At 61.3% G+C, this 14,245-nt stretch carries 16 protein-coding genes and 1 tRNA gene; 9 read left to right on the forward strand and 8 right to left on the reverse strand.

Going from position 1 to position 14,245, the window contains the following annotated elements; translation table 11 throughout:
- Positions 1-32: 32 nt before the first annotated feature.
- The 3 genes from DNK50_RS17725 to DNK50_RS17735 all read left to right on the forward strand — a co-directional run bounded on the left by DNK50_RS17725 (position 33) and on the right by DNK50_RS17735 (position 2,716).
- Entirely contained in the window at positions 33-953 is a 921-nt protein-coding gene (locus DNK50_RS17725; RefSeq protein ID WP_112195470.1) for a class I SAM-dependent methyltransferase, read from the forward strand.
- A 148-nt stretch (positions 954-1,101) separates the two neighbouring features.
- Entirely contained in the window at positions 1,102-1,818 is a 717-nt protein-coding gene (pcsA, locus tag DNK50_RS17730) for a phosphatidylcholine synthase (protein ID WP_099585269.1), read from the forward strand.
- Positions 1,819-1,936: 118 nt separating this feature from the next.
- Entirely contained in the window at positions 1,937-2,716 is a 780-nt protein-coding gene (locus tag DNK50_RS17735) for a TSUP family transporter (protein ID WP_032886830.1), read from the forward strand.
- Here the strand turns inward: DNK50_RS17735 and nudC are convergent.
- Positions 2,684-3,517, reverse strand: coding sequence for an NAD(+) diphosphatase (gene nudC, locus DNK50_RS17740; protein WP_112195471.1), 834 nt, complete (start codon positions 3,515-3,517; stop codon positions 2,684-2,686). The genes DNK50_RS17735 and nudC overlap by 33 nt on opposite strands.
- 5 nt (positions 3,518-3,522) lie before the next feature.
- Positions 3,523-4,335: a crotonase/enoyl-CoA hydratase family protein gene (locus DNK50_RS17745; protein WP_099585271.1), complete on the reverse strand. Its 813-nt coding sequence runs from the start codon at positions 4,333-4,335 to the stop codon at positions 3,523-3,525.
- Between the two features lie 160 nt (positions 4,336-4,495).
- Here DNK50_RS17745 and DNK50_RS17750 point away from each other — a divergent pair, with 160 nt between their 5' ends.
- From DNK50_RS17750 to DNK50_RS17760, 3 genes are all read left to right on the forward strand, one after another.
- A complete protein-coding gene (locus DNK50_RS17750; protein ID WP_112195473.1) occupies positions 4,496-5,050 on the forward strand; it encodes a UPF0149 family protein in 555 nt (184 codons plus the stop codon).
- A 90-nt stretch (positions 5,051-5,140) separates the two neighbouring features.
- Complete coding sequence (locus DNK50_RS17755; protein WP_112195476.1) at positions 5,141-6,397, forward strand: 3-phosphoshikimate 1-carboxyvinyltransferase; 1,257 nt, start codon at positions 5,141-5,143, stop codon at positions 6,395-6,397.
- A gap of 32 nt (positions 6,398-6,429) precedes the next feature.
- Positions 6,430-6,819, forward strand: coding sequence for a hypothetical protein (locus tag DNK50_RS17760; protein WP_099585274.1), 390 nt, complete (start codon positions 6,430-6,432; stop codon positions 6,817-6,819).
- Position 6,820: 1 nt separating this feature from the next.
- Here DNK50_RS17760 and DNK50_RS17765 read toward each other — a convergent pair whose 3' ends face one another.
- The gene (locus DNK50_RS17765; protein WP_112195478.1) at positions 6,821-7,420 is read right to left on the reverse strand and encodes an NAD(P)H-dependent oxidoreductase; all 600 of its coding nucleotides are present in this window, start codon (positions 7,418-7,420) and stop codon (positions 6,821-6,823) included.
- 83 nt (positions 7,421-7,503) lie between these two features.
- Between DNK50_RS17765 and DNK50_RS17770 the strand changes: the two genes are divergently transcribed.
- Positions 7,504-8,109 carry a TetR/AcrR family transcriptional regulator gene (locus tag DNK50_RS17770; protein WP_112195480.1) on the forward strand — a complete coding sequence of 202 codons (606 nt, stop codon included), beginning with the start codon at positions 7,504-7,506 and terminating at the stop codon, positions 8,107-8,109.
- 43 nt (positions 8,110-8,152) lie between these two features.
- Here DNK50_RS17770 and DNK50_RS17775 read toward each other — a convergent pair whose 3' ends face one another.
- The 3 genes from DNK50_RS17775 to DNK50_RS28960 form a co-directional block, all read right to left on the reverse strand.
- On the reverse strand, positions 8,153-9,133 hold the full coding sequence (locus tag DNK50_RS17775; RefSeq protein WP_177411617.1) for a GlxA family transcriptional regulator: 981 nt from the start codon (positions 9,131-9,133) through the stop codon (positions 8,153-8,155).
- Positions 9,134-9,475: 342 nt separating this feature from the next.
- Positions 9,476-10,084 carry a LysE family translocator gene (locus tag DNK50_RS17780; RefSeq protein WP_112195482.1) on the reverse strand — a complete coding sequence of 203 codons (609 nt, stop codon included), beginning with the start codon at positions 10,082-10,084 and terminating at the stop codon, positions 9,476-9,478.
- Positions 10,085-10,342: 258 nt separating this feature from the next.
- Positions 10,343-10,519 (reverse strand): hypothetical protein, encoded by a 177-nt coding sequence (locus DNK50_RS28960; RefSeq protein ID WP_177411541.1) that lies wholly within the window; start codon positions 10,517-10,519, stop codon positions 10,343-10,345.
- A 153-nt stretch (positions 10,520-10,672) separates the two neighbouring features.
- Here DNK50_RS28960 and DNK50_RS17785 point away from each other — a divergent pair, with 153 nt between their 5' ends.
- Together DNK50_RS17785 and DNK50_RS17790 are read left to right on the forward strand one after the other, a co-directional pair.
- Positions 10,673-11,209 (forward strand): GNAT family N-acetyltransferase, encoded by a 537-nt coding sequence (locus tag DNK50_RS17785; protein ID WP_112196959.1) that lies wholly within the window; start codon positions 10,673-10,675, stop codon positions 11,207-11,209.
- Positions 11,210-11,470 carry a hypothetical protein gene (locus tag DNK50_RS17790; protein WP_112195483.1) on the forward strand — a complete coding sequence of 87 codons (261 nt, stop codon included), beginning with the start codon at positions 11,210-11,212 and terminating at the stop codon, positions 11,468-11,470.
- Between the two features lie 83 nt (positions 11,471-11,553).
- On the opposite strand, the gene DNK50_RS17795 is transcribed toward DNK50_RS17790, so the two are convergent.
- Together DNK50_RS17795 and DNK50_RS17800 are read right to left on the reverse strand one after the other, a co-directional pair.
- Positions 11,554-11,627: transfer RNA gene (locus DNK50_RS17795), tRNA-Cys, on the reverse strand.
- A 212-nt stretch (positions 11,628-11,839) separates the two neighbouring features.
- Positions 11,840-14,128: an acylase gene (locus DNK50_RS17800; RefSeq protein ID WP_112195485.1), complete on the reverse strand. Its 2,289-nt coding sequence runs from the start codon at positions 14,126-14,128 to the stop codon at positions 11,840-11,842.
- Positions 14,129-14,245: the final 117 nt, after the last annotated feature.

Genomic DNA, 14,245 nt, shown 5'->3' on the forward strand with positions numbered 1-14,245 from the left:
AATGCCGCCCGCTCAACGACCGACGCTCAACGATGACCCCAGACGCACTCGCCACCCTGCACGCCCACCTGCTCAATGCCCTGGCCACTGTGCCTGCGGAAACCCGGCGCCTGTTCCACGGCCGTGGCCGTTGCTGGCCGGGTCTGGAGCAACTGACGGTGGACTGGCTGCAGGGCGTAGTGCTAGTGGCCTTGTTCAAGGAAACCGAACACCTGGACGCCCTGAAGGCGCAACTGTTGCAGATCGACTGGGCCGGATTCGGCGCCCACACCGTCGCCCTGCAACACCGCTACCTGCCGCAAAGCACCACCGAATGGCTGGTGGGCGAGGCCATCGACGAATTGACCATTACCGAAGGCGGCCTGCGTTACCTGATCGACCTGGGTAAAAAGCAGAACAGCGGGCTGTTCCTCGATATGCGCTACGGCCGCAACTGGGTGCGCGAACAGGCCGAGGGCCAGCGCGTGCTCAACCTGTTTGCCTACACCTGCGGGTTCTCGGTAGCCGCCATCGAAGGCGGCGCCGACCATGTAGTCAACCTCGACATGGCCCGTGGGGCCCTCAGCCGTGGCCGCGACAACCATCGCCTGAATGGTCATGACCTGAGTAAAGTGACCTTCCTGGGCCACGACCTCTTCAAGTCCTGGGCCAAAGTTACCAACAGCGGCCCCTATGACCTGGTGATCATCGATCCACCGTCCTTCCAGAAAGGTAGCTTCCTGCTGACCAAGGACTACCAGCGCGTATTGCGTCGCCTGCCGGACTTACTCACGGCGCAGGGCACGGTGCTCGCTTGCATGAACGACCCGGCCTTTGGCGAAGACTTCCTGATCGACGGCGTTACCCGCGAGGCGCCGGGCCTGCGCTTTGTGGAACGCCTGCAAAACCCACCTGAATTTCCGGATATCGACGTGCAAAGTGGCCTGAAGGCCTTGGTGTTCCGTCAAGGCTGATGCCGAAACGTCCTACGCTTGCTACGCTAAGTGATACGCCGGGCGGTGAACCTTATGACCCCCTTCCCGGTCGATACCTGCATTCCCCGGCCAGACTCGACGGCGTCACGTTGTCGGCTGCCCCGTTTGACCTTTTGGAGAACCGCCCGTGATATCGACCCTGCATGTAGCCAGAATCAAAGCCTGGGGCGCCCACGGCTTCACCGCCACCGGTGTGGTGCTGGCCTTCCTGGCCACCCTGGCGCTGCTGGAGAACTCACCCAAGGCCTGCCTGCTGTGGCTGGGCCTGGCGCTGGTGGTGGACGGCGTCGACGGTTCCCTGGCGCGCCGGGTCAATGTCAGCACGGTACTCCCCAGCTTTGACGGCTCGGTGCTGGACCTGGTGATCGACTACCTCACCTACGTGTTCATTCCGGCACTGTTTATCTACCGCTACATCGACCTGCCGGAGTTTACCCACCTGTTTACCGTGTCGGTGATCCTGGTCTCGTCGCTGTTCTGCTTCTGCAACGTCAACATGAAGAGCAAGGACAACTACTTCGTCGGCTTCCCCGCCGCCTGGAACGTGGTTGCCTTGTGCGTGTACATCATCCAGCCGGACGCCTGGGTGACCCTGCTCACCGTGATCGGCCTGGCGCTGCTGACCGTGACGCCGATGAAGTTTCTGCACCCGTTCCGGGTCAAGCGCTTCATGCCGATCAATATCGCCGTGACCACCATCTGGTTGCTGTGCAGCTTCTTGATGGTGGTGGATTACCCGAACACCAACCCGTGGACGTTTGGGTTGTGGTCGGTGATGTCGGCGTATTTCCTGGGGATTTGCATCTGGCGCACCGCGCTGGAGTGGCTGGGTACCCACAAGTAGCAAAATGAACACAACTCAAATGTGGGAGGGGGCTCGCCCCCTCCCACATTTGGTTCTGTGTACATCAGGCAGGTAAGATGGCGACCCTCAGCAGTCCCGCCAACAATAAGCCCTGCCCATGCCCTTCGAACTCAGCGTTGACCTCACCACCCTCGCCATTCTCGCCGTCGTGGCCTTCGTCGCCGGTTTTATCGACGCCATCGCCGGCGGCGGCGGCCTGCTCACCACGCCCGCCCTGCTCACCGCCGGCATGCCACCGCACCTGGTATTGGGCACCAACAAGCTCAGTTCCACCTTCGGCTCGGCCACCGCCAGCTTTACCTTCTACCGCCGCAAGCTGTTCCACCCGCGCCAATGGGTGCACGCCATCGTCGGTACGCTGATCGGTGCGTTGACCGGTGCAGTGGTCGCCCATTACCTGCCCGCCGAAACCCTGAACAAGATGCTCCCGGTGATCGTCTTCGGCTGTGGCCTGTACCTGTTGTTTGGCGGTACGCCCAAGGCAGCATTGGATAACGACGCGCCGATCAAGAAGAAGTGGCAGTCCACCCAAGGCTTTGGCCTGGGTTTCTACGACGGCGTGGCCGGCCCCGGTACGGGCGCGTTCTGGACCGTCAGCACCATGCTGCTGCACCCCATCGACCTGGTGAAGGCCAGCGGCGTGGCGCGCAGCATGAACTTCGTCAGCAACGCGGCGGCGCTGTCGGTGTTTATCTTCAACGGCTCGGTGGACTGGATCGTCGGCCTGGCGATGGGCGTCTCGGTGATGTGTGGCGCGTTCTTTGGCGCACGCAGCGCGATCAGCGGCGGCGCCAAATTCATTCGCCCGGTGTTTATTACCGTGGTCCTCGGCCTGACGGTGCGCCTAGCCTGGCAGCACTGGTTCAGCGTGGCCTAGGCGACGGGCCAGGTAGAGGTCGATCAGGTAGCGCGCAATCGAGCGTGACGCCGGCAACGGCGGCAGGTCGTGGATGTTGAACCACTGCGCGTCTTCGATCTCGTCAGCCTGGGGCACGATATCGCCACCGGCGTACTCGGCGTGAAAGCCCAGCATCATCGAATGGGGGAACGGCCAGCACTGGCTGCCCATGTACTGGATGTTCTTGACCTCCACCTGCACTTCTTCGCGCACCTCGCGGATCAGGCAGTCCTCGGCCGATTCCCCCGGCTCGGCAAACCCCGCCAACGTGCTGTACACGCCTGTCACAAAACGCGGCGAACGGGCCAGCAGGATCTCGTCGCCACGGGTCACCAGCACGATCATGCTCGGCGAAATCCTGGGGTAGCTGCGCAGGTCGCACGCCTGGCAGAACATCGCCCGCTCCCGTGGTACCTGGACCATCGCCTGGCCGCAACTGCCGCAAAACCGATGCTCCCGCGCCCACGTACCGATCTGAGCGGCGTATCCGAGCACTTTGTAGAGTGTGTGATCACCTTGCAGCATGAAGCCGCGCAGGCCTTGCCAGCTGCAACCCGGCACGTCAGCGGTGGCGTCGAGTTCCAGCAAATACACCGGCTCACCGTCGAGGTGGCCGATGCCGTGCTCGGCCAACACCACCAAGTCCTGGCGCTTGAGCCATTCGCGAGGGAACAGCGGGCCGTTGGGGTCATGCAAAAAGCCGTCGCGGCTGCGGGCGACGGCCCAGCCGCCGGGGGTGTCGTTGTCCAGCAGCGTTGTGGTAATCCAGCCTTGGGTCATATCAGTCAATCCACGAATTCGGGTTTCTGCTTACTCATATGGGCCGCGATGGCCACGCGCAGGTCGTTGGATTGCAACATAGCCGCGTTCCAGGTGGCAACGTATTCCAGACCATCATTGACCGTGTGGTCACGCATGTAGCTGATCATGGCCTTGGTGCCGGTCACGGCGATCGGCGACTTGGCGGCGATCTGATGGGCGATTTCCAGCACACCGGCCAGCAGTTGCTCGTGATCGGCGTAGACGCGGTTGACCAAGCCAATGCTGCGTGCTTCCTCGGCGCCGAACTGGCGCCCGGTGTAGGCCAGTTCACGCAGCATGCCGTCGCCGATGATGCGGGGCAGGCGTTGCAGCGTACCGACGTCGGCGGCCATGCCGATGTCGATTTCCTTGATGGAGAACTGCGCATCTTCAGCGGCGTAACGCATGTCGCAGGCGCTGATCAGGTCGATGGCGCCGCCGATGCAATAACCGTGGATCGCCGCCAGTACCGGCTTGCGGCAGTTGTCGACCGCATTGAACGAGGCTTGCAGCTCCAGGATCTTGCGGCGCAGCAGGCGTGCGTTGCGGCCCACGTCCTTGCCGAACGCATTGGCCACCGAGGCCAGCATCATCAGGTCGATGCCCGACGAAAAATGCTTGCCGGCGCCGCTGAGTACCACGGCCCGCACGGCGTCGGTGTCTTCGATCCATTGGAAGATGTCGATGATCTCGGTCCAGAACACCGCGTTCATCGCGTTGATTTTTTCCGGGCGGTTGATCTGCACATGGGCAACGTTGCCAGTAACTTCGACGACGAACGCTTGGTATTCGGACATGGCAGTGATCCCTGGCTGGCGAGTGATAAGGCCCGAACTATAACAAGGGTGCACCACGGCGCATCGGCCAAAAGCGGGACTGGCAAAAAACCCTGCCAGGCGCCATCCTTGGCGCTTTAAGCCGCCCTACCCGCGGCGCTCGACGTTTTAAGGAAATGCCATGCACGCCCAACCCCTCGCCACCGCCGATTTGGACTTCATCGAAGAAACCCTGCTCAAGTACGGCGATGACCATTCGGTGCTGAACCTGGCGGAACTCGACGGCTACTTCACCGCCCTGGTATCCAGCCCCGCGCAGGTCGATATTGCAGAGTGGTTCCCGGCGATCTGGGGTGGGCAGAACCCGGAGTGGGAAAGCGCCGAAGAGGCCAAGCAGTTCCTGGACCTGTGCGTGCGTCATATCAACCTGCTGGCCGCCCAACTGGCGACCGACGCCCAAGGTTTCAAGGCACGCTTCGATGACACCGACCATCAAGGCCAGACCGTGACCCTCGCCGAAGAATGGTGCTTTGGGTATATCCGTGGCGCCGCCATCGGCAACTGGCCAACACTGCCCGCCGCACAGACCGCGCTGCTGGAGAAGATCTCCTGGTGCGCCGAGCAGGACAACTTCGAATTGCCGGCCGACCTGGATGTGCAGGCCCACCAGCAACGCGTCAGCGAGATCGAACCGGCGGCGCGTGCCCTGCATGATTACTGGCTGAGCCAGCGCTAAACCTCGACAAGCACCGCACCTTTGGCCGATTATTCGGGTCCGCCCGTCGGCCACTCCGTCCCACCTTGCCTTGATCAGGAGCCTTGTACCTTGAGTTCGCAGAAAACCGTGACCGTTACACCGCCCAACTTTCCCCTGAACGGCAAGGTCGCACCGCCCGGCTCCAAATCCATTACCAACCGCGCCCTGCTGCTGGCCGCCCTGGCCAAGGGCACCAGCCGCCTGAGTGGCGCGCTGAAAAGCGACGACACCCGCCACATGTCGGTAGCCCTGCGCCAGATGGGCGTGACCATCGATGAGCCGGATGACACCACCTTTGTCGTCACCGGTTCCGGCAAGCTGCAGTTGCCTGCGCAACCGCTGTTCCTCGGCAATGCCGGCACGGCGATGCGCTTCCTGACGGCCGCCGTCGCCACCGTCGAAGGCACCGTGGTGCTGGACGGCGACGACTATATGCAAAAGCGCCCGATCGGCCCGCTGCTGGCCACCCTCGGCCAGAACGGCATCCAGGTCGACAGTCCCACCGGTTGCCCACCGGTGACCGTACACGGCGTGGGCAAGGTCCAGGCCAAGCGCTTTGAGATTGACGGCGGGCTGTCCAGCCAGTACGTCTCGGCCCTGTTGATGCTGGCCGCGTGCGGTGAGGCGCCGATTGAAGTGGCGCTGACCGGCAAGGACATCGGCGCCCGTGGCTATGTGGACCTGACCCTGGACTGCATGCGTGCCTTTGGCGCGCAGGTGGACGAGCTCAACGACACCACGTGGCGCGTGGCCCCTACCGGCTACACCGCCCATGACTACCTGATCGAACCGGACGCGTCCGCCGCCACTTACCTGTGGGCCGCTGAAGTGCTGACCGGAGGCCGTATCGACATCGGCGTGGCCGCGCAGGACTTCACCCAGCCCGACGCCAAGGCCCAGGCCGTGATCGCTCAGTTCCCGAACATGCAGGCCACCGTGGTGGGCTCGCAGATGCAGGACGCGATCCCGACGCTGGCCGTGCTGGCCGCGTTCAACAACACCCCGGTGCGTTTCACTGAGCTGGCTAACCTGCGGGTCAAGGAATGTGATCGCGTGCAGGCGCTGCATGACGGCCTCAACGAGATCCGTCCGGGCCTGGCGACCATCGAAGGTGACGATTTGCTGGTCGCCGCTGATCCTCGGCTGGCCGGTACGTCCTGCACTGCGCTGATCGACACCCACGCCGACCACCGCATCGCCATGTGCTTTGCCCTGGCGGGCTTGAAAGTGTCGGGGATCCGCATTCAGGACCCGGATTGTGTCGCCAAGACCTATCCTGAGTACTGGAAGGCCTTGGGCAGTCTTGGGGTCAAGCTCAGCTACTGAGTCAACGGCGCCGGAGTGGGGAGGGAATGCACATGACAATTCGCCAACCCTGCCCACCCGGCGCCTGTGTCTGCGACCGCGAGCAACTGCTTGAAGCGCCCGGCGCCGACCTGCGCATCCTCAACCTCACGCGCCAGGAAGAAAAACGCCTGCTCGACCGCCTTGAAGACCTCAAGAGCCTGCAAGACCTGGAGCGCCTGCAACAACTGATGTACCAGCAATTGGGCATCCGCGTGCACATCGCGCCAGGGCACACCGAGGTCAAGAGCATGCGCGGGATCCAGATCGTGATCGACGAGCTGCCAGGCATGTGCCGCAAGACCCGGCAATCAATCCCGGCGGCGATTCGCCGAGGCCTGGAGAAACGCCCGGAAATCGCCTACCGCCTGTTGGACGCCCACGACCTGTTTCGCGAGGGGTGAATCAACCGGTGACGGTCTCGGTTTCGAACAACCCCTGCCCCACGGCCTTCGCCGTTTTCAGATGCGCCTCGGCCGCGCCGCCCTCCGACTCCAGCAACAACTCGGACGTCAGCACCTTCGCCCCGCAGTAATCAAAGATGCCGTAGTCGATCTGCGTGCGCATCGCCTTGGCATAGCCGTGGCGGTCAAACGCGCTGTCATCGGCTGCGCCGAGGGCCAGCAGGTGCACCTGTAAGTGGCGTAGTTTTTTCAACACCGGGGTATCCGGGCCGTAGTCGATTGCCCAGCCATTGACGAACACGCGGTCGATCCAGCCCTTGAGCAGCCCCGGCAGCGACCACCAATAGATGGGAAACGCGAGCACCAGGGCGTCGGCGCGGTCGAGGCGCGCCTGTTCGGCAAGCACATCGGCCGGCGGTGCGGCGCGGGTGCGATGGACAAGGTGGTCGGCGGCGGTGTAGCGCGGGTCGAAACCTTCGGCGGCGAGGTCGGCGATTTCGTAGGTGTGACCAGAAGCGATGAGGCCTGCGGCGACTTGCGTGGCGATGCTGTGGGTGAGGGATTGTGGGTCGTGATGAGCTACAACGATCAGTGCGTGCATGACATTGACTCCCTTTCGGTTTAGGCTGGGACTTAGTTACTGTTAGTAAGTTAATTCGAGTAAGTTACTTTTGGTATATAAGCATGTCAAGCACTGAGCCCCCTGCCCCACGTCGTCGTCTGTCCCGTGAAGATCGTCTGAATCAATTGTTGGAGGTGGCCTGGCAACTGGTGCGTGAAGAAGGCACCGACGCCCTGACCCTGGGCCGCCTGGCGGAACTGGCGGGCGTGACCAAGCCGGTGGTCTACGACCATTTCGTCACCCGGGCGGGGTTGCTGGCTGCGCTGTATGAAGACTTCGACGGACGCCAGAATCAGGTGTTTGCCCAAGCCATCGAAGCCAGCAGCGCGACCCTGGACGACCGCGCGTGGGTCATCGCCGCGTCGTATGTGGACTGCGTGTTATTGCAGGGTCGGGAAATTCCCGGCGTCACCGCCGCACTCAGCGGCTCACCGGAGCTGGAAACCCTCAAGCGCAAGTACGAGGCGATCTTTCTCGACAAATGCCGCGACGCCCTGGCGCCCTTCGCTCCCAGCGGCACAGTGTCCCAAGCCGGCCTGCGGGCCATGCTCGGCGCGGCGGAAGCCTTGTCCCATGCCGCCGCCAGCGGCGAAATCAGCCGTGAAGAAGCCCAGCACGAATTGCTGGCGACCATTCTGGCGATGGTCAACCGCACGGCTGTTTCCTGACCTGAGCCAGCGCCAACAAAGCCTCGCTGACGCCCGGCCCAGGCTATTTGACCAGGCGCTTTTCTTTAGAGGGGCGATAGCCGAAGTACGAGCTGTAGCATTTGCTGAAATGACTCGGCGACACAAAGCCACACGCCACCAGCACCTCTACCTGTGACAACTCGGTGTGCTGCAACAACCGCCGCGCTTCGGTCACGCGCAGTTCCATGTAGTAGCGCTGTGGCGTGGTGCCCAATTGCTCCTTGAACAGTCGCTCCAACTGTCGACGAGAGCGGCCGGCGTAGACCGCCAACTGGTCCAGTTCCAAGGGTTCTTCAAGGTTGGCGTCCATCAGCTTCACCACTTCACGCAACGGCGCGCTGACGCTGACGTTTTCGGTGGGCTTGATACGCCGGTAGCGGGACTCCTCGAAGGCCAGGATGTCTTCGATACCCTCGACCAACGCCTTGTCGTGCAGGCTCTTGATCCAGTCCAGGGCCATATGGAAGGCGCCTGAAGGACTGGAGGCGGTCAGACGGTCGCGGTCGATCACGTAGGGTTCGCTGGTGACGTGGGTGGCTTTGGACACTTCCGCCAGCGCCGGGCGATGTTCCGGGTGGATAGCGCAGCGGTAGCCCTGCAACAGTCCGGCGCGGCCGAGGAACCAAGCGCCGTTCCACAGACCCGCGAGGTGGACGCCGTGCTCGGCAGCGTTGCGCAGCAGTTGGATGAATTCCTCGCTGGCCTTGAGTTCGGTGCGAAATCCGCCGCAGATCACCAACAACTCCAACTCATGCAACGCAGCAGCGTCCAGGCACGCATCGGGGCGGATAACCAGGCCCAGGTCGCTGGTCACTTCGCCATCGCCCCAGCCAAACGTGCGTGAGGCGAACAGATCGGGGCGTAGCAGGTTGGCGGTGACGAGAGTGTCGAGGGTCTGGGTGAAGGCAGGCAGGGAGAAATGTTCGAGCAACAGGAAGCCGACGCGGGTGACCGACGCCGGCTGTGAGGTTTCATTGAGGTAGCGCAGGTTCTTGCCTTTCATGCCACCGCTAAATTGACGTCTTTCCATCGAGGGTTGGCCCACTCTTATTGTTGATGCAGTGGGCGCCATCTTAGGGGGAAATGCGGTGGCTGTCTCAGACGCTGATCTTGAAAAAAGCACAGGGCTCCGAAGCCCGTGGCAGAACAGTGCAGAGCGCATCTGATACGGTTTTTTCTTTGTTATCTGCGCCTGTATTGAAATGCCCTCAGGGCGGACAATAGCCCCAATCCTTTTCCCCTTCCCTTCGGAGGCCTTATGACCAAGATGGCGATTTTCCTGTTCGGTTTTTTAGTGCTGACCATCGGCATCGGCCTGCTGGCAACCATCTCACCGGTCTAGCACTTAGCTGGCAAACAACATCGGGTACAGCGACAACACCAGCAACCCGGCCATGGACCAGTTGAACAGTCGCAGCCAGCGCGGCTCACGCAGCACATTGCGCAGGCCGCTGCCACACCCGACCCAGACGCACACGCTGGGCAGGTTTACCACGGCAAACACCAGCGCAATCACCAGCACATTGACGACATAGCCCTCGGCCGGCGTGTAGGTGGTAATGGCGCCCAGCGCCATAATCCATGCCTTGGGGTTGACCCACTGAAACGCAGCGGCGCCGAGGAAGGTCATGGGCTTGCCGCGTTCGTCATTGCTGTCGGACATGCCGCCCGACGTTGCGATCTTCCACGCCAGGTACAACAGGTACGTTGCGCCCACATAGCGCAACACGGTGTAGGCCCAAGGAAACACCTTGAACACTTCGCCCAGCCCCAGGCCGACCGAAATCACCAGCAGCATGAAACCGATACTGATCCCCAGCGCATGAGGCATCGAGCGACGAAACCCGAAATTGACCCCCGAGGCCAGCAACATGGTGTTATTGGGCCCCGGTGTAATTGAGGACACGAAGGCGAACAGCACAAAGGCCGAGAGCAGGCTGGTGGGGATGAACATAAGGCAGCATCCAAGCAGGAGTGGTATGCCAGGACAGTAGTGGGTTATGGCCTCCCCTGCCCCATACAGCCAGGCGCGGAATGAGGCGTACACTTTTCACAAAGCTTTCACAGACGCCGGGCTAGGGTGGACTCAGCTCCTAATGAACATCCCTTTTAGCCCGCACTCCCCATCGCGGGCTTTTCTTTGTCCGGGATTTGTCCCAGGCAAAAAAAGAGGCAGGTCATTGTTCATGACCTGCCTCTGGTTGACTGATGGTTAACGCTGACCGCCGCCAGGGCCGCCAGGGCCACCAGGGCCGCCGCCTTGACCATGACCCCCACCGCCATGCCCACCGCCGCCACCACCGCCCGGCGGCATAAACATCCAGCAGCCAGACAAGGTCGACAACAGCGCGACAACCACAGCTGCCTTGGTTAGGTAATTCAACTTCATGACAACACTCTCTGCTTTACAAGGTTGGGTGTACGGAAAATAAGACCGCTGCAAATGAAGTCCGTCACGGCTTTCGTGTAACGTCTTGGTAGGGTTTGTGTTGTAGTGGATACGTGTATGGGCAGTGGGTTTGAGCTAACCGGGGCGATTCCGATGATCAACATTCGTGCAGCAACAAAAGCAGATCTCGACAGCCTGGGAGCCTTGGGCCGCGAGACCTATCAAGAGCATTTCTCGACCTTGTGGTCCCCTGTTGGCATGAGCGACTTCCTCAAGCGGGATTTCGCACGCGATTCGCTCAGCCGATCACTTGACCTGCCCGACCGTCACTCATGGCTGATCGTCTCAGATGAACAGGGCACGTCCATTGGGTTTTCCAAGGTCAACTGGTCGACACCAGCACCTATCACCGGTGAGTTGGGCGCAGAATTGCAAAAAATCTATTTCCTGAAATCCGCTGCCGGACGTGGCTACGGCAAGCAACTTTTGCAGCTCATTTGCGATCAGGCAGCAAAGCGTGGAGAACTCTTACTGTGGCTGGATGTGCTCAAGAGCAATTCAAATGCCCGACGGTTCTACGAAACATTTGGGTTCCTGCAAATCGGTGAAATCCCATTCAACACGGATCTGGCAAAGGTCGGGATGGTTGTGATGGGCCTCAAGCTGAATCAGCATCAAACGGAGAGGTAGATGGAAGAGTTGATCCAGGGCCTCGACGGGCCCAGAACCGCCCAGCAGGAATTGTTCTATGACCTTGAAGATGCAGCGGCTGTTATTGGGTGGTCAGTGGTGGAGTTGACCGCTCTCGCGGCGGGTGGCAATACGCCAAGTGCAGCAGTCGCTCTGATGAAGATTTGTGCGCTGCTGGCAAACCAACAAGAAAAACTAGCGCTGTATGCGCGTGAAGTTAAGGGGCTGCGCATCAACAGGTCCGAGCCGAGCGGCAACTGAGTTTGCGCGTCGGATCAAACGGCTGCCACTTTTCACCCGCCCATAAAAAACCCCGTAGACGTTAATCTACGGGGTTTTAAGAGTGGAGGCCGAGGTCGGAATCGAACCGGCGTAGGTGGATTTGCAATCCACTGCATAACCATTTTGCTACTCGGCCTCAAACGATCAATGCCCTGGTTGCTGACATTCACCGCATAAAAACTTGAGTGGACTATAAAGCCATGCCTCTACTCTAACTCATTGAATACATTGAAGTTTTTAATGCTTCGTTGCGTTCGATGGGCGCCATTATGTACTCATTTGCCAATGCCTGCAACCCCTTGATTTCAAAAATATTTCGCATTGGCATCAAGGAGTTGCGTGCCTGCCCTACTCCTTGATGCGCTGCGTCTGGTACTGCGGGTCGGCCTTGATCTGGGCGTCGGTGAACGGCAGTGGGCGCAGTTTTTTCTCGGAGAAGGCTTGGGTCTGGTCCTTGGCGTATTTCGATGCGGGGTTGCTGGAAAGGGAGAACGTCAGTACGCCTTGGGCCTGTGGTCCCTGGTCGTCGAAGGTGACGATTTGCAGGTAGCTGCTGCCGCTGACGACTTCACGCTTGCCATCGGCACGGGGCACGGTTTGCATGGCGTTGTAGATCCCCAGTTCCTGGGGGCCGCCGTGGATCGGGGTCTGGCCGCTGACTTGGACGTCACCCCATTTGCTACCCGGTTTGAGGCCCAGCTTGGCGACGTCGGCGGTGGAGGCCAGCATGGCTTCGCGCAACGCCTTGGCGACGGGCGCTCGGTCGATGGCCAGGCCACGCGGTGTGGTCAGGGGTTGGGCCGGGTCGAACGCCACGCGCCAGGCGTCAGGGATTTGCTCCAGTTGGTCCACCAGGTTGATGAAGTGCACCAGGCCCAGGCCGCTGTCGAGGTTGGCGTGCCGGTCCCAATCGCTGAGGCTGGTGCACAGTGGTTTGAGCGCAGCCGCGTCGGTGCCCAGATGCTTGGCGCAGAACGCCAGCAAATCCGGCATGACTTGGCCGGCCAGGTATACCTCGTTGTCCATCACCATGTTTTGCAGGTCGGCAACGCTGATCGGCTGTTTTTCCAGGGAGTGCAGGCGTTGCAGGGCAAATCGGGCGCGCGGGCCCAGGCCGATATTGTCCTGGCTGATCACGGGTGAAAAGCCCGTCAGCGGCGCCTTGGGGTTGACCATCCAGGCTGAATCGTTGGAGTGCTGCACGTAGTCGGTGCGCTCCAGTTGCGGCAGTTGGTCGGCCGGGAAGATACCGGCCTGGGCTGCGTGCGGGTCGACGTCCCAGGCGCAGGCGCTGTGGGCGCCGTCGAGCATGATCAGTTGCAGGCCGGCACGCGGGTCGCTGCATTGCGCGAGCTTGGCCGCGCTGACGTTGGGCACCACCGACAGGTTCATGTACAGGCTCTGGCCCTGATCGTCGGCAGCCAGGGTGTTGACCCACGGAATGCCCTGCAGGGTGTGCACTGACGTTTGCAGCGCTTTAAGGCTGCCGGCGCGGTTCATCGCGTACCACTGTTGCAGGACGCGGTCGTTGCCGAGGTTGGCGTCGCGCAGGCTGAAAGCGTAGTGGCTGTCCCAGTCCAGTTTGCCGGGCCATTGCACGACGGGGCCGAACTGCGAGCTGTACACCGGATGAACCACGGGTTTGAGGCTACCGTCGGCCTGCTTGACCTGCACCGTCACCGAGGTTTTTTCCAGGGGGATGGATTTGCCATCGAGCATATAGCGCGTCGAATCCTTCGGATCCAGCGTGAGGCGGTACACGGTGAAGTGCTTGGAGGTGTCGACCGTATGGGTCCACGCCACATGCTGGTTAAAGCCAATATTGACCACCGGCAGGCCCGGCAACGCGGCGCCCATCACATCCAGTTGGCCTGGGATGGTCAGGTGCATCTCATAGAAGCGCATGCCACCGGCCCATGGAAAATGCGGGTTGGCCAGCAACATGCCGCGCCCATTGAACGAACGATCACGGCCCACCGCCACGGCGTTACTGCCGCGATCCAGGGTGAAGCGCTGCTGGTTGGCGGCCGCCAGTTCAAACGCCTTGGCGGTAGGCTGCACGCTGGCCGTGGTTTGAGGCGGCGCTGCGCCCACCAGCGCTTCGGCGAATTGGCCGACACCGCCCTCCACCAGCAGCCTGCGGGTCAACTTCACCAGATCTTCAGCCACCAGCGGCCTTACCCACGCAGCCTGACACTGGGCAGGGGCGCCCTGCTCTTTCAGATAGCGGTTATAGCCGGCGACGTACCCTTGAATACGGTCTTTTATTTCAGGGGTCTGGGCTTTCCAGAAGGCCGCCACCGTCTCTGGCGTATTCAGCCAGGTAAAGAACACATCGCTGGCCAGATTGTTGCGCTCTTCCAGGGTCGACTGATCGGGGCCGAAAAACTTTGCCCGCTCGCCATTCACCGTGACCACCTCATTGGCCAGCAGGCACAGATTGTCCTGGGCATAGGCGTAACCGATGCCGAAGCCCAGGCCACGCTCATCGCTGGCGAGGATATGCGGCACCCCATAACTGGTACGGCGAATATCTGCCGACGCCTGCGTCACCTGCTCGCGCGCCGATGCGACCAGGCTCAACCCCAGCAGCAACCCTGCGATACCTACCCTGGACAACCCGTTGGAAATAATCACGCAGACTCCACAGTCAAATTGAACACCCTCACCGGGGGCAGTTACCCCACCGTAAGAACGCATAAAACCGGGAGAAATTTAGCCGTGTGGCAGCTTTATCTGAAGGACGTGGGTTGT

Origin of the sequence: Pseudomonas sp. LG1E9, from assembly GCF_003290225.1 — a bacterium.
GTDB classification, from domain to species: Bacteria; Pseudomonadota; Gammaproteobacteria; order Pseudomonadales; family Pseudomonadaceae; genus Aquipseudomonas; species Aquipseudomonas cyclaminis.